This is a genomic window from Rickettsia endosymbiont of Pantilius tunicatus (genome assembly GCF_964291875.1).
GTDB lineage: Bacteria > Pseudomonadota > Alphaproteobacteria > Rickettsiales > Rickettsiaceae > Rickettsia.
In genome coordinates this window covers 1,244,619-1,264,741 of sequence record NZ_OZ198175.1, presented here as the reverse complement: position 1 = coordinate 1,264,741, position 20,123 = coordinate 1,244,619, and the positions used below count along the sequence as shown (strand labels likewise).

Below are 20,123 nucleotides of genomic sequence, written 5' to 3'. Positions count from 1 at the left end.
AAATGTTAGCTCCAAAAAAACAAAAATTTAGAAAAGCTCATAAAGGTAGAGTTGTTTCAAAATCAAAAGCAGGTACAACACTTGCCTTTGGATCATTTGGTTTAAAATCTATAGATGGTTGGCGTGTTACTGCTAGACAGATAGAAGCAGGAAGAAAAGCGGCTACTAGATGTATGAAACGTCAAGGAAGATTATGGATACGAATCTTTCCTGATCTTCCAGTTTCCAAAAAGCCTGCTGAAGTAAGAATGGGTAAAGGTAAAGGAAATCCTGAATTTTTTGCAGTAAGGGTATCACCTGGAAGAATTATGTTTGAAATTGAAGGGGTTGAGGAAGATGTTGCAGTTAAAGCTTTAGAGCTTGCAAGTGCAAAATTACCTGTTAGAACAAGGATAGTGAGGCGTTATGAATGATTTAAAATCATTAAAGAGTGAATTGACAAGTAAAACAATTGAAGAGCTTTTTAAGCATCTTAATCTTTTAAAAAAAGAGCTATTTAATTTAAGATTTCAGCAAACTCTGGGCGAATTAAAAAATACTAGTAGGTTTTTATTAGTTAAAAAGTCTATAGCACGTATTAAAACTGAATTAACAAAAAGATCTAGTAGCGGAGAGTAATTAAAATGCCTAAAAGAGTCCTACAAGGGGTGGTTATAAGTTCAAAGACTGATAAAACAGTTACAGTAAAAGTAGAAAGAAGATTTAAGCATCCTATTTATAAAAAATTTATAAAAGTATCTAAAAAATACGCAGCTCATGATCCAAATAATAAGTTTCAAGAAGGCGATAAAGTTAATATAATTGAAAGTCGTCCTATTTCAAAAACTAAAACATGGGTAGTAATAAATGAAGAGTAAAGGTTTTATCCTTTGACTTTATTAGGAAAATTGTTTATTTTATCTTTCGTGAATAAAATTGGAAGTGATATATGATTCAAATGCAAAGCATTTTGGAAGTGGCAGACAATTCCGGTGCCAAAAAAGTTATGTGTATTAAAGTTCTAGGTGGCTCCCATCATATGGTAGCAAAGCTAGGCGATGTTATAGTTGTATCTATTAAGGAAGCTATACCTGGTGGTAAAGTTAAAAAAGGTGACGTTTATAAAGGCGTTATTGTTCGTACAAAAACAGGAGTTGTAAGAGCTGATGGTAGTACAATAAAGTTTGACAAAAACGCATTAGTACTTTTAAACAAACAAGATGAGCCTATAGGTACTAGAGTTTTTGGTCCTGTGACAAGAGAACTTAGAGCCAAAAAATATGTTAGAATTATGTCGCTCGCAGAGGAAGTGTTATAAATGATAAAATTAAAAGTAAAAAAAGGTGATGAAGTTATTGTTATTACTGGCAAATATAAAGGGAAAAAAGGAAAAATATTAAAGGTTTTTCCCGAAAAAAATAAAATAGTTGTTTCAGGAATAAATTTAGTTAAAAAACATACTAAACCTACCCAAGTAAGCGAAGGTGGCATAATAACTAAGGAATTACCTATAGATATTTCAAATGTTGCACATGTTGATCCTAAAACTGGTAATCCTACTAAGGTAGCTTTTAAATTTTTAGAAGATGGTTCTAAAGTTAGAATAGCAAAAAAATCTGGAGAAATTATTGGTAAGGAAGGCAAATAATGTTAAGATTTAAAGAATTATATCAAAAGGAAATTATTAGCAATTTGCAAAAGGAATTTTCTTATAAAAATAAACATGAAATCCCAGCTATTGAAAAAATTGTCATAAATATGGGTGTAGGGGAAGCAATAGCTGATTCAAAAGTGATTGATAAAGCGGTAAATGATTTAACTTTAATCTCCGGTCAAAAACCTGTTGTAACTCTAGCAAGAAAATCTATTGCAACATTTAAGTTACGTGATGGTATGAAAATAGGTTGCAAAGTTACTTTACGTAAAGATAGAATGTATGATTTCTTAGAAAGGCTAGTAATTGTTGCATTACCTCGTGTTAAAGAGTTTCGTGGTTTTTCTTACAAAAGTTTTGATGGTAAAGGTAATTTTACTTTCGGACTAAAGGAGCAAATAGTTTTTCCTGAGATTAATTACGATAAAATTGATACTATAAGAGGAATGGATATTACAATCGTTACATCTGCTAAAACAGATAAAGAAGGTAAATCCTTGTTATTGGGATTTAATTTACCTTTTTATAATTAAGTTTAAGGTATATAATGGCAAAAGTAAGTTCTATAAAAAAGAATGAAAAAAGAAAGAAATTATCACAAAGCTTACATAATAAGCGTGAGAAATTAAAAAATAAAATCTACGATAAGAATATTTCATTAGAAGAGCGTTTTTCTTTGGTAATGTCATTAGCACAATTATCTAGAAATTCATCAGCCACTAGAATTAGAAATAGATGTGAGCTTACAGGTAGACCAAGAGGGGTTATAAGAAAATTTGGCATATCAAGAAATAAACTCAGAGAATTAAGTGGTAGGGGTTTAGTTCCAGGGATAATTAAGTCAAGTTGGTAAAAATAATAGGTGAATAAATATGTCAATGACAGATAATGTAGCAGATATGTTAACTAGAATTAGAAATGCTTATAAAAGTAAACTAATAAATGTTTCTTTTCCTAGTTCTAAAATTAAAACTTCAATTTTAGAAGTGCTTCAAAAAGAAGGTTATATAAAAAATTATACAAGTACTCCAAAAGATAACATTAGCTATACTGAGGTAACCTTAAAATATTCTGCTAATGGTGATGCTTCTATACGTGAAATTCATAGAGTATCAAAGCCAGGTAAAAGAGTGTATTCTGCAATTAAGGACTTAAAAGGATACTACAATAATATGGGAATATATATTCTATCTACTCCTTATGGTGTTATGTCCGATAGAGAAGCTCATATTAAAAATGTTGGTGGTGAAGTAATTTGTAAAGTATTTTAAGGTAAAAAAATGTCACGCGTTGGAAAGTTACCGATTATTATACCTGAAGGTGTAAAAGTCGGGTTAAATGATTTAGAAGTAAAAATATCAGGACCTAAAGGTGAGTTATCAAAAAGCTTTAAAGGTAGTATAGGAATTTCATTAGCAGAGAATAAGCTTTTAGTAAAGCCATTATCTTCAAGTAAAACTGCACGTGCTATGTGGGGTACAGCTAGAAGTATAATATCAAATATGGTTACCGGAGTTAAAGAAGGCTTTAAGTTAAAGCTTGAAATTAATGGCGTAGGGTATAGAGCAATGATGAAAGGCAAGTATTTAAATCTGATGCTTGCTAAAAGTCACAATACAAAAATCGAAATACCTTCACATATTAAAGTTGAAGTACCTAAGCAGAATATAATTATTCTTGAAGGTACAGATAAGGAAAAATTAGGTCAATTTGCTTCAATTATTATAAAACAAAGACAACCTGAACCTTATAAAGGAAAAGGAATTAAATTTGAAGATCAATTTATACCACGCAAAGAAGGTAAGAAAAATTAATTTAAGAGTTAAATATGCGTAGTGCTAAGCTAAAATTTGAAAAGAGAAGAAGTAGAATAAGACATAAAATAGCTAAAACAGCTAACAGAGCTAGGTTGTCAATATTTAAATCAGGTAGACATATCTATGCACAGATCATTGATGATACTAAATCAGTAACAATTGCTTCTGCTTCAACTTTAGATGAAAAGATTAAAAAATTAAAAAAATCTCATTGTAATGTTGAAAATGCTACAAAAATAGGTGAATTAATAGCTGAAAAAGCTGTATCTTGTGGTGTAGAAGAGGTAGTGTTTGATAGAAGCGGATATAAGTATCATGGTGTTGTAAAGGCTCTTGCTGATGCTGCTAGAAAAAAAATAAGATTTTAGGTTAAGGTTTAAAATATGTCTAAAGTTAGAAAAAACGAAGAAGCTTTAAGTGAAGTTTTAGTTGATGTAAATAGAGTTACAAAAGTAGTAAAAGGTGGTAGAAGATTTGCTTTTTCTGCTTATGTAGTAGTTGGTGATAAAGCTGGAAGAGTTGGAGCAGGTCACGGTAAAGCAAAAGAAGTAAACGAAGCTAGAGAAAAAGCAAAACAAGCTGCTAAAAAGAAAATGATGAAAGTGTCTTTATATCAAAATAGAACAATTCATCACGATGTTACAGGCAGAAGTGGAGCAGCTAAAGTGATTTTAAGAAGAGCTAAAGCAGGTACAGGCGTTATAGCTGGTGGGTCTATGAGAGCAATTTTTGATTCTTTAGGGGTTCATGATATTGTTGCTAAGTCGATAGGGTCCACAAACGTTTATACAATGATAGCTGCAACGTTTGATGCATTAAAAAAACTTTCGTCACCGAAATCTATTGCGGCAAGAAGAGATAAAAAAATGAATGAAATTTTTATAAAATCTTCTGATATCCAAGTTAATGAATAATATTTTAAGGTAAGATGTATACGCTATGAATAATAAAAATTTAGTTAATGATGTAAAAGTTACTCAAGTTAAAAGCAGTATAGGTCGTAAATATGATCAAAAATTAACATTAATTGGACTTGGTTTAAATAAAATTAATAAATCTGTTGTTCTTAAAAATACTGATTCAGTTCAAGGTATGCTCAAAAAAGTAGGGCATTTATTAAAAATAGAAAATGTGTAATTAGAGTTTTTCAATGAAATTAAATGAATTATATAATAATATAGGTGCTAAAAAAAATAAGAAAAGAGTAGCACGTGGTATTGGTAGTGGAAAAGGAAAAACTGCTGGAAGAGGTGTTAAAGGTCAAAAATCTAGAGCAGGTGTTGCAATAAAAGGTTTTGAAGGTGGTCAAACTCCGATGATTAAAAGGCTACCTAAGAGAGGCTTTAATTGTATCTCATCTAAAAAATATAATGTTATTAATATTTATAATATTGAAGCAGCACTAGCAGAAGAGCGTTTAAATCCAACTGATGTTATTACCAAGGAAAAGTTAATAGAAATTGGTTTAATTAATAAAAGTAATAAAAAGTTAATAAAATTATTATCTATTTGTAGTGATGATTTCAACTATCCTTTGTCGTTTAAATTGGATGCTTATTCCTCTAAAGCTAAAGAAATAGTTGAAAAAGCAGGCGGAAAATTATTATAATTTATGAACCAAAATTTCTCTAAAAAATCTAGCAATGATTTAATTAATCGTATTATTTTTACTATTTTTGTTCTTATAATATGCAGATTTGGTTCGTTTATACCTATTGCAGGTATAGATGCTATTGCCTTAGGTAGTATTGCTGAAAAAAACCAGTCAGGGATACTTGGTATGTTTAATATGTTGTCAGGTGGTTCACTAGGCAGAATGTCTATTTTTGCTTTAGCGATTATGCCATATATAACAGCATCAATAATTATCCAACTAATGTCTGTAGCATATAAGCCTTTAGAAAATTTAAAAAAAGAAGGAGAAGCTGGTAAAAGGAAAATAAATCAATTATCTAGATATTTAACAGTCTTGCTTGCTTCACTTCAAGCTTATGGTGTTGCGGTAAGTTTAGAGTCAATTGTAACAAATACTGGACCTGTAGTAATTATACCAGGACTTTTCTTTAAAATTACAACAGTAATTACTTTAGTGGTAGGTACAATGCTGCTAATGTGGTTAGGCGAACAGATTACGCAGCGCGGTATAGGTAATGGTACTTCTTTAATTATATTTATAGGTATAATTTCCGGTGTGCCTAGTTCTATAATTAGTATGTTTGAACTATCAAGAAAAGGTGCACTATCGCCTTTAGTTGCAATTGCTGTTTGTGTGGGAGTAGTTGTATTAATATCTATAATAATTTTCTTTGAGAAAGCACAAAGAAAATTATTAGTTCAGTATCCTAAAAGGCAAGTAGGAAATAAAATTTACGGCGGTGATTCAACATATATGCCACTTAAGTTAAATACTTCTGGGGTAATTCCTCCGATATTTGCTAGTTCAATTTTGTTATTTCCGGCTACATTAGCTAATTTTTCAAGTAGTAATTCTGAAATAATGAATATGCTTACTTATTATTTGGGTCATGGAAAGCCTATATATATATTACTATATGTAGCATTGATAATGTTTTTTAGCTTTTTTTATACTGCAATAGTATTTAATTCTGAGGAAACTGCTAATAATTTAAGAAAATACGGTGCCTATATTCCTGGTAAGAGACCAGGAAAAAATACATCTGAATATTTTGATTATATACTTACTAGGCTTACTGTTGTAGGTGGTATATATTTAAGTGTTATATGTATAATACCTGAATTATTAATGAATAAATATGTTATTTCTCTTTCTCTAGGTGGTACAAGTTTTTTAATTGTAGTAAATGTAGTACTTGATACGTTGACTCAAATTCAAACTTACTTATTTAGTAGTAAATATGAAAGTTTAATGAAAAAAGTAAAATTAAAAAATTAAAAATGAGTTAGAAGTGATAATAATTTTTTTAGGTCCTCCCGGTGCTGGAAAAGGAACTCAAGGAAAAAAAATAGCTGAAAAAATTTATTTACCACATATAGCAATTGGCGATATATTTAGAGCAATTATCAAAAGTAAAGATGCTAAGGTAATTAATAGTTATGTTGAGCAAGGAAAGCTTATTCCTGATGAAATAGTTAATCATATAATTAAAAACTTTTTATCATCTTCTGATTATAAAAAAGGTTATATATTAGATGGATATCCGCGTAATTTAGAACAAGCTAAGTTTTTTGAATCATTTGTTACAGAAAAAATAAAAGTAATATATTTAAATGTTTCAGATGAATTACTAATTAAAAGAATTTTAGGCAGATATAGTTGTAAAAATTGCGGAAAAATATATAATGATTATTTTCTAAAGCCTAAAATTGATAAAATATGTGATGTTTGTAAATCAAGCGTATTTGAATATAGAAAAGATGATAATGAAGAAGTAATAAAAGAAAGAATTAATATATTTAAAACAGAAACTTATCCATTAATACAGCATTATAAAAACAATGATGATTTTTATATGATTGATGGAAATAAAAGTGAACAGCAAATAGAAGATCATATAGAGAAAGTACTAAAAATAAATTGACTTTAGTAAAGATTTTTATATTATTTTCTAGTTACCAGTAAAATTTTGGAGAATATTTGTGGCAAGAATTGCGAGTGTTAACATTCCCGATAATAAACGTTTAGTAGTAAGCTTGACTTATATTTATGGTCTTGGGACTACTATGGCAAAAACAATTTGTAAAAAAGCAAAAATATTAGAAGATAAGAAAGTTAAAGATCTTACTGATCAAGAACTAATAAGCTTACGTAATATTATCGAGAATGAATATAAAGTTGAAGGTGATTTAAGAAGAGAAGTAACGCTTAATATTAAAAAGAAGAAAGATATTAGAAGTTATCAAGGGCTTAGACATATACGTAAGCTACCTGTAAGAGGTCAGAATACTCATTCTAATGCTAGAACTAGAAAAGGTAAAGCTGTTGCAATAGCCGGAAAGAAAAAAGCTGTAAAATAATAGTTAAAGTAGAGTATAAACATAATGAATCAGACGGTTAAAGCTAAAAAAAAGAAAAAAACTATTACACTAGGTGTGGTACATATTAGAGCATCGTTTAATAATACTATTGTAACATTTACTGATGTTCAGGGTAATGCGATATCTTCTGCATCAGCTGGAGCTAATGGGTTTAAAGGAGCAAAAAAAGCTACCCCTTATGCAGCTCAGATAACAATTGATAAAGCAGCTGAAAAAGCAAAAGAATACGGTCTGAAAACTATTTCTATTAGAATTGGAGGACCTGGTGCTCAGCGTGAATCTGCAATGAGAGCTTTATTTGGGCAGAATTTTGTAGTTACATCAATTTTAGATGTATCTTCAATTGCTCATAATGGAGTAAAAGCACCGAAAAGAAGAAGAGTATAAGAAGCATAGGTATTAAATGTTATCGTTAAGTAAAAACTGGAACGCTTTAATAAAAACAGATAAAGTATCTTATGAAAGCTTCCCTGAGACTAATAATAAATCTAAGATTATAGTTGAGCCTTTAGAAAGAGGATTTGGTTTGACTTTAGGTAATGCTATGAGAAGAGTTTTACTTTCTTCTCTACAAGGAGCAGCAGTCACCTCTATAAAAATTCCTGGAATAGAGCATGAATTTTCTTCTATATCAGGTGTAAAAGAGGATATCTCAGAGATAATTCTGAATGTTAAAGGCATAGAAATCAAAATGCACGTTGCAGAAAAGCGTGTTATAAGATTAAAAGCAACAGGACCTGGAGTTGTGACAGCTGGTATGATTGAAGCTGGACATGATGTAGAAATATTAAATCCTGATCATGTAATTTGTAATTTAGCTAAGAATAAACAATTTGAAATGGAATTAACTTGCAAAATTGGCAAGGGATATACACTTAGTACAAATAATAATGAAGATAATAATTTACCAATTGGTGAAATAGCTATAGATGCTTTATTTAATCCTGTAAAAAGCGTTACTTACAAAGTAGAAAATACAAGAATAGGACAGGTCACTGACTATGATAAGTTAATTATGTTTGTTGAAACTAATGGTGACATATTGCCTGAAATGGCAGTAGGCTTAGCTGCCCGTATTTTGCAAGAACAGCTTCAATTATTTATTTCTTTCGAAGAACAAGAAGAAGATAAACAAGTTAAGACAGATGCATTACCATTTTCTCCTTATTTACTTAAACGAGTTGATGAATTGGAATTATCAGTTAGATCAGCAAACTGTTTAAAAAATGATAATATAATTTATATAGGTGATTTAGTAAAAAGAACTGAAGCTGATATGCTAAGAACTCCAAATTTTGGTAGGAAGTCACTAAATGAGATTAAGGAAATACTTGCAAAATTTGGTTTAAGGTTTGGTATGGATGTACCAGATTGGCCACCAGAAAATATACATGAATTATCTAAACGTTACGAAGATTCTTATAATTAAGGACAATAAAGATGCGACATAAAATTAAAGGTAGAAAATTAAATGTAACAAGTAGCCATAGGAAAGCAATGCTTGCTAATATGGCAGTATCACTTGTTACTCATGAACAAATAAAAACTACTTTGCCAAAAGCTAAAGAATTAAGACCTTATATTGAAGTTTTAGTTACTAAAGCTAAGGATAATAACTTAGCAGCAAGAAGAAATATTCTATCAAAAATAAAAGATAAAAAAGCAATTGAGAAGCTTATAAATGTTTTAGGCGCTAGATACAAAGATAGACCAGGTGGATATACTAGAATAGTAAAAGCTGGGTTTCGCTATGGTGATTTAGCTCCAATCGCATATATTGAATTTGTAGATAGAGATATTAATGCTAAAGGAAATATACCTCAAGATAATAGCAAAGAAGATATTAAAAGTAATAAAGGGACTAAATAATGGCTAATCATTCTTCAGCAAAGAAAGCTGCAAGACAAACAGTAAAAAAAACCTTAGTTAATAAAAAAAGAGCTAGTGCAATAAAAACTTTTGTGAAAAAAGTTTTACATGAAATCAATCAAGGTAATAAAGAAGAAGCTAATTCAGCTTTAGTAATTGCACAATCTAAGATAATGCAAGGTGTAAAAAAAAATATAATTAAGTTAAATACTGCATCAAGAAAAATCAGTAAATTATCAAAAAAAATAAAAACCATGAATTAAATTTAAATCATAAAAACAATTATATTATTTTTTAATTCTAGTTTTTAATAAATTTATTCTTCATTGTATTTTATCTAATTAACTTTAAGTTAATAATATAGGGCGATTAGCTCAGTTGGTAGAGCATCTCGCTTACACCGAGAGGGTCGGCAGTTCGAGTCTGTCATCGCCCACCATATTATAATCAGCTTTCTAACACCTCCTTACCTTATATATATTTTTTATATGCTGGCTTTCCCTCAATAAAATGGAGGAACTATAATAAAATAGTTGCTCTTTTCTCTTTGTCAGCGTCTTCTAATGATACAATTTTTTACGATATAGTAGGGAATTTTATACCACCTGAATGGAAAATTTAACTGCAAATAACGGAAAAGTTTTAAGTAAACCCGCAAAACAAATTTTATCACTTGTGGTTTCACGAATACCTTATATAGAAGATAAAGCTGAAAAAATAAATATTAATGGCATAAGCTTATCAAATGAATTGCAAGAAACTTACTCTTACTTTGAGAAACTTCTTGGGCTCTGTCATTAACGTAACGTATAGGACAGTGTTTATTAGAACTTGAAAAAAGTAGCTATATTAAAGTTGCTTTAATTAATATTACCGAATAATATGCTAAATATCGTAATATTTTAAGTATTAAGCTTGTAAAAATTTTTGTACCCTACCCGAAAAAATTTTAATAATACCGGACAGTTATTAAAAAAATTATATTTTATTCAAGTGTAGGTGATCTTATATGTGATTCTTAGTAAGGGTGGGAATCCAGCATAAAGCGAGATAACCTAAGCTTTTAATTTTAAAATATTTATTGTATTTATTTAATTTTTTCTAGATTCCCGGCACCGTCAAGTTAAGAGAGATGTAAATTAAGTATTGAGCAAATGCATGGAATAATTTATAGAATAGCAGTAACCATTTATCTCTAAATTTCACCATTATGCGTATTACTCAAGCTCCGAAGAGACATCGTTTTCCAGCAAGCATCATTAGCCATGCAGTATGGTTATATCATCGTTTTAATAGTAGCTACCGAGATGTTCAAGAACAGATGGCATATCGAGGTATTATTTTGAGTCATGAGACAGTAAGATTTTGGTGCAACAAATTTGCAGTTTATTTTCAAGATGTTATCAGAAAGAGAGAGCGGAAGCCAACTGATATAGTAAATTAAGTTGAGGTTTGAGTATAGGGATGATATATATAAAGGAAAATGCCAAGATCATATAGTCAAGATTTTAGAAAAAGAGTTATAGGATATGTAGAAAGAGGTAATAGCTGCAATAGCACTGCGATAAGATTTGAAATAGCAGCAAACACAGTAAGGAATTGGTATAAGAGATATAAGTCCGAAGGACATTATTTAGCAAGAAGAATAGGAGGCAAAAAAGGACGGGTAACAAGTCAAGATGTTGAGTTGTACGTGAGTTCTAATCCTAATTTCACATTATTAGAAATGGGTACGTATTTTAATATGAGTTCTGTGGGTGCGTATTATTGGTTAAAGCAACTAGGTTTTAGCTATAAAAAAAAGACTTTTCCTACTTGGAAGCAAGTCAAGAAAAGCGAGATAAGTACCAAGAGGTCATAAAAGATACACCAATAGAACATCTTGTATATATTGATGAAAGTGGTATTGAGATAAATATCTGCAAAGATAGAGGATGGGGCAAAAAAAGCGAAAAACTTATTGGTAAAAAAAGCGGTAAATATTACAACAGAACAAATATCATAGCTGGTTATGTTAATAAAGAGTGTATAGCACCGATGATATTTAATGGAACATGTAATAGACAATTATTTGAAAGTTGGGTTGGAGAATTTTTAATAAAAGAGCTAAAACCTGGACAAGTTGTAGTGATGGATAACGCTGCTTTCCATAAGTCTCAAAGGACCAAAGAACTAATAGAATCAGTAGGTTGTAGGATAATATTCTTACCACCTTACTCCCCTGATCTAAATCCAATAGAGAAATTTTGGGCCAATATGAAGCGATGGATTAAAGCTACAATTACTCAATTTGATCAATTATATAATGCTTTAATTCAATTCTTTAATACGCAAACTTTTAAGCATCCTAATGCAGCACAATGTACATTATCACTGATGGGAAAAGTTAGAAATATATTTGCCGTAAATGTTGGAAGATATACTAAAACAGCACCTTACCAAAGAATTGCATTTGCATCCGCTAAATCCATTTGGGATGAAGCTACTCAAAGACTTCTTGCTGCCTGAAATCTAAAAATATTACTCTTTTTGACACTATGTTACTTAACTTGACGATGCCGTAGCTATAATAAATAGCGATATATCTTCCATAGTTGATGTAGGTAAGGAAATAGTAGATATAAATAAAGGGCTTAATAATTTACAATTTATTTCAGGAGCTTTAAACACTTGCAAAGTAGTATTTCCATATCTCAAATCTTTGTGCAATAAAATTACCAAAACCGACAATGCATCAGAAGATTTATGGGCTGAGGGGCTTTGTAATTTAATCAAAAATATACAAAAGTTTCCGTTATCTTCACAAGATCAAAGTTCTTTAAATGAAATATCAAAAAGTCTTCCTACTGAATTGCCGGAAATAAAAACTACGTGGACGGAATTATTGGAAATAAAGGATAGATATGAAAAGGCTCAATATGATGAACCAGAAGTTTTAGGGGATTGTATAGGATAAAGTTGAACCGAAATATACTAATTTTTCATTTATAGTTAATTGATTTGAACTAGCCTATGTCGTTGTTTGTCGTCTCGCCTATTTTTATAGGCTCTACCCTTGCTCCTTGTATGCTAATCCAACTGAATTGACTATATTAGGAGCAGTAACTCAATAATATAAAAAAGTTTAATTATTTACTTTTTTACACTGATCAATTCTATTTTGTATTTCTTGGTATATTTCGAGTGGATTTTCTACATTGAAAAATGTTATGCCGGCTTTTTCTATAGTAGCATTACTTAGCATAGAAATAGTTCCAAGATTACAAAATCGTTGTAAAAGTCCAATTTTCAAATTTACTTCTTTTATATCTTGATATCTAATATCTACTCTCTCATATGTAATAAAATTATTGATTTTTGAGACTTTATATTCATCAATGGAATATTCTATCCAGTGAAAAAATATTTTAACTCCTAGTATAGTGAAAGTTGTTATAGCTAAATAAAGCACAATAAGCCCATTTAGAGATATTCCTAATTGGGTGAATATGACAAAATATAAGATAAATAGTAACCCTGCACAAATACAATATCTTATATTTATTGTTGGTTTTAGAACTTGCATTTCATTTTCCCTTAAACTGTTTTTTATATTATTATGGTAAATTAAGTTGAAGTTTGCGTATTAAAGAATTGAATTAAAGCATTATATAATTGATCAAATTGAGTAATTGTAGCTTTAATCCATCGCTTCATATTGGTCCAAAATTTCTCTATTGGATTTAGATCAGGGGAGTAAGGTGGTAAGAATATTATCCTACAACCTACTGATTCTATTAGTTCTTTGGTCCTTTGAGACTTATGGAAAGCAGCGTTATCCATCACTACAACTTGTCCAGGTTTTAGCTCTTTTATTAAAAATTCTCCAACCCAACTTTCAAATAATTGTCTATTACATGTTCCATTAAATATCATCGGTGCTATACACTCTTTATTAACATAACCAGCTATGATATTTGTTCTGTTGTAATATTTACCGCTTTTTTTACCAATAAGTTTTTCGCTTTTTTTGCCCCATCCTCTATCTTTGCAGATATTTATCTCAATACCACTTTCATCAATATATACAAGATGTTCTATTGGTGTATCTTTTATGACCTCTTGGTACTTATCTCGCTTTTCTTGACTTGCTTCCAAGTAGGAAAAGTCTTTTTTTTATAGCTAAAACCTAGTTGCTTTAACCAATAATACGCACCCACAGAACTCATATTAAAATACGTACCCATTTCTAATAATGTGAAATTAGGATTAGAACTCACGTACAACTCAACATCTTGACTTGTTACCCGTCCTTTTTTGCCTCCTATTCTTCTTGCTAAATAATGTCCTTCGGACTTATATCTCTTATACCAATTCCTTACTGTGTTTGCTGCTATTTCAAATCTTATCGCAGTGCTATTGCAGCTATTACCTCTTTCTACATATCCTATAACTCTTTTTCTAAAATCTTGACTATATGATCTTGGCATTTTCCTTTATATATATCATCCCTATACTCAAACCTCAACTTAATTTACTATATATATTCTATATTTCTATGAATAATAGCTTTAAGTTGCTTTAAAAATAGAATTTTGCTAATCTTGATAATAAAATTTGTTACTTAAGGTTATGATTACCACATATTTAAAAGAAAATAATGCTATAATAAAAAAAGAAGAGTATCTTATCAATGAATCAACTTTATGGATTGATTTATTTAATATTACAAATGAAGAAAGAGAAGCAATAAAGACTTCATTAAATATAGATATACCAACGTTAAAAGATATATCACAAATTGAGATTTCTGAAAGATTATATACGGAAAATGATGCATTATATCTAACTATTACAGAGCTTATTAATAGAGAGAAGAAATTTCCGGAAACACATTCTATAGTATTTATTTTGCATAAATCCTATTTAATAACTGTTCGTTATGTAGAATTAACCTCTTTCAATGATTGTATTAATAAATTTGCTAAACAGTTGACGTATAAATATACAGCAGAGCATATGTTGTTTATGTTACTTCGTAATATGGTAACAGGTTTGTCGAATGTTGTGCAATCTGTTAGTATGGATATTGATGATTATGGGCGTTTGATACTTGATAATAATTTAAATGATTTAAGGATAGATCATAAAAAAATATTAAAAAAAATAGGACAAAAAGGTGATTTACTTTCTAAAAGTCGTGAATGTTTATTTTCGCTTACTATGGTTATTCAGTATATTTTAAAATCCCCACAAATAAGTCAAAATAAGGCATCCAAAGATTTATTAGATACTTTGTTTCGTGACGTAGATTCAATAATTAACTTTTCACAATTTATATCTAGCGAGATCGCAAGAACCTTAGATGCAGCATTGGGTATGATTGCTATTGAGCAAAATAACATGGTTAAGCTTTTCTCATTAGTGACTATATTTTTCCTACCACCTACTTTAATAGCCAGTATTTACGGCATGAATTTTACTGTGATGCCTGAACTTCAATCGCCTTATGGCTACCCTATAGCCTTGTTTTTAATGGTCATATCTATAGCCGTTACCTATAAATATTTTAAAAAGAAGAAGTGGTTGTAAAAGTGGATTCTTTTTTTGGGAAAGTAGTATTATCTTTTTCCAAAGAAGTTTTAAATAACTGTTATCAAAGGTGAAAAGCGATTTCTACCTTTGATACAAATTTATTTATTTTTTGTTAGAAATCTTAGCTTTTCATTTATTAGCAATATATTTATGACCATTATAACATACTCGTTATAATAGTCATAATAAACTCTTATATATTTGTTAAATTAGTATGCCCATTTACCTGAGCGTTCATAACCAGCCCAAAGCCCATTAACATTGATGCCATCATCGTACCACCATAAGAAATAAATGGTAGTGGCACACCTACTACAGGTACTAACCCCATAACCATAGCCATATTGATAAATACGTGACTAAATAGTGTAGCGGTTATACCTATGACCATTAATTTGCTAAAAACAGTACGGCAGTTAACGCCAATTAATAAGGAAAGAGTTATAAGTGTGAAATATAACACAAGCAAAAACATACCGCCTAAAAAGCCGAATTCTTCAGCGAAAGTAGCAAAAATAAAATCGGTTTGGTGTTCGGGCAAGAAATCTAAATGACTTTGACTGCCTTGATTTAACCCAAGACCAAAGAACCCCCCTGAGCCTATAGCGATTTTAGATTGTATGATGTTGTAACTAGCACCTAGCGGATCACGTTCAGGATCTAAAAAAACCATCACACGTTTTTTTTGGTAATCATACAACATGTTCCAAGCAATAGGTAAACTAACAAGGGCTGTAATTCCAATTATTACAAAATATTTTATTCTAAAACCTACCGCAAAAAATATAATACTAGAGACGATTAAGGTAATCATGCCTGTACCAAGATCCGGTTCTCTAATTATTAAAAAGGCTGGAACTAGAACTCCTATAATTGGTATAATTACTTTATGAAGTTTACCAAGATCATCAACTGTTAGTGAGTGAAAATATCGTGCTAACATCAATACTATAGCAATTTTTATCGGTTCGGAAGGCTGCAATTTTACTATCCCAATATCTATCCATCTTTTTCCACCCATTGCAGTTGAGCCAAAAAGTTCTACGGCAATCAATAAAGCAAGTACACAAAAATAGAAAATATAAGATAATCTAAAGATAATCCGTAAATCAATTAGAGCAATGATTATAGCTATAGGCATGAATATACAAAAATTCACAATTTGTTTAAGTGCCCAAGGTTGCAGATTGCTATTTGCAGCAGAATAAAGAACAATAAACCCAATGGAGCAAATTAGGCTAATAAGTAGAATTAAAGTAAGGGGAAGCCTTTTTATTTGTTCAAAATAATTTTTATGCATCATTTTTAATTTAATCTCAATAGTGACCTGCCGTGGTGGTGTGGATCAACTTTCTTGTCATTGCGAGAAGAAACTGAAAGTTTCGACGAAGCAATCTCAGGATGCTTTACAAGATTGCCACGCTCATTTCATTCGTTCGCAATGACGTTTTTTCACTAAACCCTTACATCAAACATCTTAAAAATAAATACTAACTCTTCAGCTATTTCTTTAAGATAGTCGAAACGACCAGCAGAACCTTTATGCCCCGTATCCATATTTGTTTTTAACAACAATAAGTTATTATCAGTTTTGTACTCACGTAATTTTGCTACCCATTTTGCTGGTTCCCAATATCCTACACGTGGGTCTGATATGCCACAAGTAACGAACAGAGCAGGGTAGCTTTGCGGTTTTACATTATCATAAGGTGAATAAGATTTGATATAGTCAAAATATTCCTTTTCCTTTGGATTACCCCATTCATTATATTCTAAAAGAGTTAGTGGCAGAGTCTCATCAAGCATGGTGTTTAGAACGTCTACAAATGGTACATGAGCGATGGCTACTTTGTATAGTTCAGGTCTTTCATTAAGAACATAGCCAATTAACATACCGCCAGCACTACCGCCTATTATTACTATATTATTGTTACTTGTATATTTTTCTTGAATTAGAGTTTCTGAACAAGCTATAAAATCTTCGAAAGTTCTTTTTTTATTTAAGAATTTAGCAGCCTTATACCAATCATGCCCAAGGTCATCACCGCCTCTAATATGAGCAACTGCGTAAACAAAACCACGATCACTAAGTGTTACTGCCATATTTCTAAAGTTAACCGGCATTGCGATACCATAAGCCCCGTAACCCATTAAAAATAAAGGATTTGAGCCATCTTTTTTGAATAGAGATTTTTTATAAAAGAGGGTGATGGGGACCTTAATACCATTATTATCTGCAAATATTCGTTCTACTTTATACTCATCAGGATTAAAGCCGGATGGTATTTCCTGCTCTTTTAATATTGTTAGCTTATCGCTATCAAAATCATAGCTGTAAGTGGTGCTCGGTCTTGCAAGAGAAGAGTAGTTTAAGCGTAGATCGTCTTCATCGAAATTAGTAGAATAGCCGTTTGCTTGGAAGCTTTCATCAGGAAATGAAACGATTTTTTCTAGAGAGTCACTAAATCTTTTTATTTTGACAAGCGGTAAGCCATTATTACGATAATTTAAAATAAGATAATTCTCTGTTATATCAAAATCTTTCAAATATTTATCTTGTTCTTCTTTAATATAATCATTATGCCAATCATCATTTTGAAAGTTATCGACCGGAACTTTGACTATGCGGAAATTTTTAGCTTTATAATTAGTTTTGATATAAAAATAATTCCCATGATGAGCTACATCATAAAATATACGACTCTCAAGAGGTCGTACCAGTTTTGGCGTAAAACTCTCATCATGCATAGAAATTGCATAAATTTCATTTCCATTGTAATCACCTGAATTAATAAATAAATATTCTCGGCTTGTCGATTTCTCACCGCTAACAAAATGAGCGGAATTCTTTACTTCAAATATGAGCTTGTCGTTTGTTGCATCCTCACCTAAACGATGAAACATTACTTTATCCCAGCGTTGATTCTCATTGATAGTAATATAGAAAAAGCCGTTTAATTTCTCATGCCAGATTATAGTAGGAGCAACATCTTTTACTGTATCCGCTAAATATTTTTGTTCTTTGAAATCATATATTTTAATGTCATATTTTTCGTTACCGGTGAAATCTACACTACAAGCCATTAAATTTTGATCCGGCGACATAGCAACTTCACTAACATCAGTAAAGCCGGTATTTAAAAAGTTAACATCTAGTATTATCTCTTCAGGAGCATCAATATTTTGATATTTTCGGCAATATATCGGATAGTTTTTTTCTGCTTCTACTCTATGGTAATAGTAATAATCCTTTTTCTTAGTGTATGTGGATGTATCATCTAGCTTAATGCGTCCTTTTAATTCTTCAAAAATCTTTTCCTTATCATTTTGTAAATCGGCAAAAAAATGCTCAGTATATTTATTTTCAGCTTTTAAATGATCTAGGATTTTATTATCTTGTACATCTGACCATTTGGGATCACGCAGCCAGTGGTAATAATCATTATTATAGTTTTGTTTGTCGGCAATTGGTGGTTTCATATTTTTATAAGTGTTATAGGGTTTTTAGTCAAGCCACGGGAGACATTGTTGCGAGGATCATTCTTCCCTGTCATCCCGTGATTTATTCACGGGATCCAGTTAAAAATACTAATAAAATTAGTATTTTTTATTATTTTCTGGATCTAGTTCCCAAGCCACGGTATGACTACCTTAGGGCGTTTTTCGATCCACGCAACAATGCCGCTATACTATATTATTAAAATCAGGCTAATTAACATCAGTATTATAATAAATATAGCAGTTTGCCCATTATGCCAAGCATATATTTTGCTTAAAGCATCTCGCCAAAAAGCTTTATAATTAAAATATTCATCTTCGTCTATTTCATTAGGTTTTATTTCTTTATATTTAGTAATACAGAAGTAAATAATTTTTTGTATATAGCGGTATAGATCAAGGTTAATATTTTTTGTTAAAATACGTGGTGATGAGCGAAATAGTAAAGCTAAGAACAATGCAATTAAGGTGGTTAATTGATTGTTATTTACATCAGAAATTTGAACAGGATAAAATGCACATACTGCTAGAGTTATAAGGCAAGAAGAGAGGTATAATAAATGAACCGGCGTCATTGCGAGGAGAAACTGCAAGTTTTGACGAAGCAATCTCGGGATAATGAAATGAGATTGCCGCACTCCTTTTAGTCGCTCGCAATGACGTGCCACTGTCAACAACATCTCAAAAACCAAGCTAAATAATATAGTACAGGTTGCTACCTTAAAGAAAATCATAATGTAATTTTCGTTTAAAGCATTCACTAGTTCTAATTTAATATAAGAAGAATTAATTGGAAATATAGAGCTATATACTAATATGGTAAGTATAAATCCGATTGATAAAATAGGATCATATCTGGCAGTTTTTAGGTCTTGGTAATTTTTAATATCGTTTGAATCTTCTATAATAGCAAAATATAAGGCGAATATTCCGTTATATAATATATGCATAAATATGAAAATCGGAATAAGATATAAGATTCTAGAGGAGTTTATTCCTATGGTTGCTAAAATAAAACCAAGCTGTGAAACAGTAAGGTAGCATATTATCTTTCTAAGATTTTTTTCTATTAAAGCAAATGTTAAACCATAGATTATCATAGCTAAGCCAAAAAATTTAAGCACCTCAAGACCGCTAAATAGTTTAAATATGATGATTAATGCAATTTTAGTAGTGAAGCTAAGTAAATAAATCATCCCACTACTTGAGGCTTTAGGATAACAATTAACTACCCATCCGTTGAAGAAAATAGTTGAAGCATTAATTAAGCAGCCCGCAAGTATTAATATTGTCGGTAATTCAAAATTATATATCGCTGTTGTTAGTGGAATAAAAGCTGTATTTGCTGTTTTGTCTATTAATAAGCTTATTCCGACTAGAATTAATCCGCTGCTAAATAAGTGGGTTAGGAAATATTGCCGAGTATGTTTTACGCTATGGCTTCCTATAAAGATAATTATGCAGGCAAAAATTGTCATAAATTCCAACGAAATTATCATAGAGAGAAAATCGCCTGAAAATAAACAAATGAGAGATGAAAGGCAATATAAACTACCGACTAAGCTTTCAAGTTTTCTATTTTGAGAAATCGCATATAAATTTGCAATAGAGGTAATTAGCAAAAATGCTACCGCTATTAATTGGTTTTGTGTGCTAAAGTCGAATACTAGCTCAAAATTAGCAAGAAAAAATGATAGTTTAGTGTTTTGAAACAT

At 30.6% G+C, this 20,123-nt stretch carries 31 protein-coding genes, 1 tRNA gene and 1 pseudogene; 27 read left to right on the top strand and 6 right to left on the bottom strand.

Translation table 11 applies throughout. The features are described from left to right. Window positions 1-2: 2 nt before the first annotated feature. The 26 genes and pseudogenes from rplP to ACICQC_RS07270 all read left to right on the top strand — a co-directional run bounded on the left by rplP (window position 3) and on the right by ACICQC_RS07270 (window position 12,292). Window positions 3-413 (top strand): 50S ribosomal protein L16, encoded by a 411-nt coding sequence (gene rplP, locus ACICQC_RS07395; RefSeq protein ID WP_341788292.1) that lies wholly within the window; start codon window positions 3-5, stop codon window positions 411-413. Then, window positions 406-618, top strand: a complete 213-nt coding sequence (gene rpmC, locus ACICQC_RS07390) for a 50S ribosomal protein L29 (RefSeq protein ID WP_395476540.1) — start codon at window positions 406-408, stop codon at window positions 616-618. Before rplP ends, rpmC begins: the two co-directional genes overlap by 8 nt. Before the next feature lie 5 nt (window positions 619-623). Continuing rightward, window positions 624-857 (top strand): 30S ribosomal protein S17, encoded by a 234-nt coding sequence (rpsQ, locus tag ACICQC_RS07385; RefSeq protein WP_011477712.1) that lies wholly within the window; start codon window positions 624-626, stop codon window positions 855-857. A gap of 71 nt (window positions 858-928) precedes the next feature. Beyond that, window positions 929-1,297, top strand: a complete 369-nt coding sequence (rplN, locus tag ACICQC_RS07380; protein WP_011477711.1) for a 50S ribosomal protein L14 — start codon at window positions 929-931, stop codon at window positions 1,295-1,297. Further along, window positions 1,298-1,627 carry a 50S ribosomal protein L24 gene (rplX, locus tag ACICQC_RS07375; protein WP_016948268.1) on the top strand — a complete coding sequence of 110 codons (330 nt, stop codon included), beginning with the start codon at window positions 1,298-1,300 and terminating at the stop codon, window positions 1,625-1,627. It begins immediately after the preceding gene. Continuing rightward, window positions 1,627-2,166 (top strand): 50S ribosomal protein L5, encoded by a 540-nt coding sequence (gene rplE, locus ACICQC_RS07370; RefSeq protein ID WP_395476539.1) that lies wholly within the window; start codon window positions 1,627-1,629, stop codon window positions 2,164-2,166. The genes rplX and rplE overlap by 1 nt, the downstream gene beginning before the upstream one ends. Before the next feature lie 14 nt (window positions 2,167-2,180). After that, complete coding sequence (gene rpsN / locus ACICQC_RS07365; RefSeq protein ID WP_011477708.1) at window positions 2,181-2,486, top strand: 30S ribosomal protein S14; 306 nt, start codon at window positions 2,181-2,183, stop codon at window positions 2,484-2,486. Window positions 2,487-2,505: 19 nt separating this feature from the next. Next, on the top strand, window positions 2,506-2,904 hold the full coding sequence (gene rpsH / locus ACICQC_RS07360) for a 30S ribosomal protein S8 (RefSeq protein ID WP_395476538.1): 399 nt from the start codon (window positions 2,506-2,508) through the stop codon (window positions 2,902-2,904). 9 nt (window positions 2,905-2,913) lie between these two features. Beyond that, a complete protein-coding gene (rplF, locus tag ACICQC_RS07355) occupies window positions 2,914-3,447 on the top strand; it encodes a 50S ribosomal protein L6 (RefSeq protein ID WP_395476537.1) in 534 nt (177 codons plus the stop codon). A 14-nt stretch (window positions 3,448-3,461) separates the two neighbouring features. Beyond that, a complete protein-coding gene (gene rplR, locus ACICQC_RS07350) occupies window positions 3,462-3,818 on the top strand; it encodes a 50S ribosomal protein L18 (protein ID WP_011477705.1) in 357 nt (118 codons plus the stop codon). A gap of 15 nt (window positions 3,819-3,833) precedes the next feature. Then, window positions 3,834-4,364 (top strand): 30S ribosomal protein S5, encoded by a 531-nt coding sequence (rpsE, locus tag ACICQC_RS07345; RefSeq protein ID WP_395476536.1) that lies wholly within the window; start codon window positions 3,834-3,836, stop codon window positions 4,362-4,364. A 25-nt stretch (window positions 4,365-4,389) separates the two neighbouring features. Continuing rightward, the gene (gene rpmD, locus ACICQC_RS07340; RefSeq protein ID WP_395476535.1) at window positions 4,390-4,587 is read left to right on the top strand and encodes a 50S ribosomal protein L30; all 198 of its coding nucleotides are present in this window, start codon (window positions 4,390-4,392) and stop codon (window positions 4,585-4,587) included. A gap of 13 nt (window positions 4,588-4,600) precedes the next feature. Beyond that, entirely contained in the window at window positions 4,601-5,059 is a 459-nt protein-coding gene (rplO, locus tag ACICQC_RS07335) for a 50S ribosomal protein L15 (protein ID WP_395476534.1), read from the top strand. Window positions 5,060-5,062: 3 nt separating this feature from the next. Further along, window positions 5,063-6,364 carry a preprotein translocase subunit SecY gene (gene secY, locus ACICQC_RS07330; RefSeq protein WP_395476533.1) on the top strand — a complete coding sequence of 434 codons (1,302 nt, stop codon included), beginning with the start codon at window positions 5,063-5,065 and terminating at the stop codon, window positions 6,362-6,364. Window positions 6,365-6,377: 13 nt separating this feature from the next. Further along, entirely contained in the window at window positions 6,378-7,010 is a 633-nt protein-coding gene (locus tag ACICQC_RS07325; protein ID WP_395476532.1) for an adenylate kinase, read from the top strand. Between the two features lie 58 nt (window positions 7,011-7,068). Then, the gene (gene rpsM / locus ACICQC_RS07320) at window positions 7,069-7,446 is read left to right on the top strand and encodes a 30S ribosomal protein S13 (RefSeq protein WP_011477699.1); all 378 of its coding nucleotides are present in this window, start codon (window positions 7,069-7,071) and stop codon (window positions 7,444-7,446) included. Between the two features lie 24 nt (window positions 7,447-7,470). Further along, window positions 7,471-7,854 (top strand): 30S ribosomal protein S11, encoded by a 384-nt coding sequence (rpsK, locus tag ACICQC_RS07315; protein WP_011477698.1) that lies wholly within the window; start codon window positions 7,471-7,473, stop codon window positions 7,852-7,854. Between the two features lie 16 nt (window positions 7,855-7,870). Beyond that, window positions 7,871-8,896 carry a DNA-directed RNA polymerase subunit alpha gene (locus ACICQC_RS07310; RefSeq protein WP_395476531.1) on the top strand — a complete coding sequence of 342 codons (1,026 nt, stop codon included), beginning with the start codon at window positions 7,871-7,873 and terminating at the stop codon, window positions 8,894-8,896. Between the two features lie 11 nt (window positions 8,897-8,907). After that, window positions 8,908-9,336 carry a 50S ribosomal protein L17 gene (rplQ, locus tag ACICQC_RS07305; RefSeq protein ID WP_395476530.1) on the top strand — a complete coding sequence of 143 codons (429 nt, stop codon included), beginning with the start codon at window positions 8,908-8,910 and terminating at the stop codon, window positions 9,334-9,336. Next, window positions 9,336-9,599 (top strand): 30S ribosomal protein S20, encoded by a 264-nt coding sequence (gene rpsT, locus ACICQC_RS07300; protein WP_016948257.1) that lies wholly within the window; start codon window positions 9,336-9,338, stop codon window positions 9,597-9,599. The genes rplQ and rpsT overlap by 1 nt, the downstream gene beginning before the upstream one ends. Window positions 9,600-9,699: 100 nt before the next feature. Then, window positions 9,700-9,775, top strand: a tRNA-Val gene (locus ACICQC_RS07295). A 170-nt stretch (window positions 9,776-9,945) separates the two neighbouring features. Beyond that, entirely contained in the window at window positions 9,946-10,137 is a 192-nt protein-coding gene (locus ACICQC_RS07290; RefSeq protein WP_395476529.1) for a hypothetical protein, read from the top strand. Between the two features lie 409 nt (window positions 10,138-10,546). Next, window positions 10,547-10,753 (top strand): annotated as a pseudogene (locus tag ACICQC_RS07285) (IS6 family transposase); the annotation flags it as partial. Window positions 10,754-10,819: 66 nt separating this feature from the next. Beyond that, window positions 10,820-11,197, top strand: coding sequence for an IS630 transposase-related protein (locus ACICQC_RS07280; protein ID WP_395476240.1), 378 nt, complete (start codon window positions 10,820-10,822; stop codon window positions 11,195-11,197). Further along, window positions 11,152-11,844, top strand: coding sequence for an IS630 family transposase (locus ACICQC_RS07275; protein WP_395476528.1), 693 nt, complete (start codon window positions 11,152-11,154; stop codon window positions 11,842-11,844). Before ACICQC_RS07280 ends, ACICQC_RS07275 begins: the two co-directional genes overlap by 46 nt. Window positions 11,845-12,037: 193 nt before the next feature. Next, on the top strand, window positions 12,038-12,292 hold the full coding sequence (locus tag ACICQC_RS07270; RefSeq protein WP_395476527.1) for a hypothetical protein: 255 nt from the start codon (window positions 12,038-12,040) through the stop codon (window positions 12,290-12,292). A gap of 168 nt (window positions 12,293-12,460) precedes the next feature. Here the strand turns inward: ACICQC_RS07270 and ACICQC_RS07265 are convergent, their stop codons facing one another. From ACICQC_RS07265 to ACICQC_RS07255, 3 genes are read right to left on the bottom strand one after another with little or no spacing between them, the layout of a single operon-like run. After that, entirely contained in the window at window positions 12,461-12,901 is a 441-nt protein-coding gene (locus ACICQC_RS07265) for a PH domain-containing protein (RefSeq protein ID WP_395476526.1), read from the bottom strand. A gap of 41 nt (window positions 12,902-12,942) precedes the next feature. Then, the gene (locus tag ACICQC_RS07260) at window positions 12,943-13,473 is read right to left on the bottom strand and encodes an IS630 family transposase (RefSeq protein WP_395476334.1); all 531 of its coding nucleotides are present in this window, start codon (window positions 13,471-13,473) and stop codon (window positions 12,943-12,945) included. Next, window positions 13,428-13,805, bottom strand: a complete 378-nt coding sequence (locus ACICQC_RS07255) for an IS630 transposase-related protein (RefSeq protein ID WP_395476240.1) — start codon at window positions 13,803-13,805, stop codon at window positions 13,428-13,430. Before ACICQC_RS07255 ends, ACICQC_RS07260 begins: the two co-directional genes overlap by 46 nt. Before the next feature lie 142 nt (window positions 13,806-13,947). Between ACICQC_RS07255 and ACICQC_RS07250 the strand changes: the two genes are divergently transcribed. Beyond that, on the top strand, window positions 13,948-14,907 hold the full coding sequence (locus ACICQC_RS07250; protein ID WP_395476525.1) for a magnesium transporter CorA family protein: 960 nt from the start codon (window positions 13,948-13,950) through the stop codon (window positions 14,905-14,907). A 196-nt stretch (window positions 14,908-15,103) separates the two neighbouring features. Here the strand turns inward: ACICQC_RS07250 and rodA are convergent, their stop codons facing one another. The 3 genes from rodA to ACICQC_RS07235 all read right to left on the bottom strand — a co-directional run bounded on the left by rodA (window position 15,104) and on the right by ACICQC_RS07235 (window position 20,123). Continuing rightward, complete coding sequence (rodA, locus tag ACICQC_RS07245; RefSeq protein WP_395477684.1) at window positions 15,104-16,210, bottom strand: rod shape-determining protein RodA; 1,107 nt, start codon at window positions 16,208-16,210, stop codon at window positions 15,104-15,106. Window positions 16,211-16,365: 155 nt separating this feature from the next. Continuing rightward, window positions 16,366-18,390: a S9 family peptidase gene (locus tag ACICQC_RS07240; protein ID WP_395476524.1), complete on the bottom strand. Its 2,025-nt coding sequence runs from the start codon at window positions 18,388-18,390 to the stop codon at window positions 16,366-16,368. Window positions 18,391-18,599: 209 nt separating this feature from the next. After that, window positions 18,600-20,123, bottom strand: a complete 1,524-nt coding sequence (locus ACICQC_RS07235; protein WP_395476523.1) for a proton-conducting transporter membrane subunit — start codon at window positions 20,121-20,123, stop codon at window positions 18,600-18,602.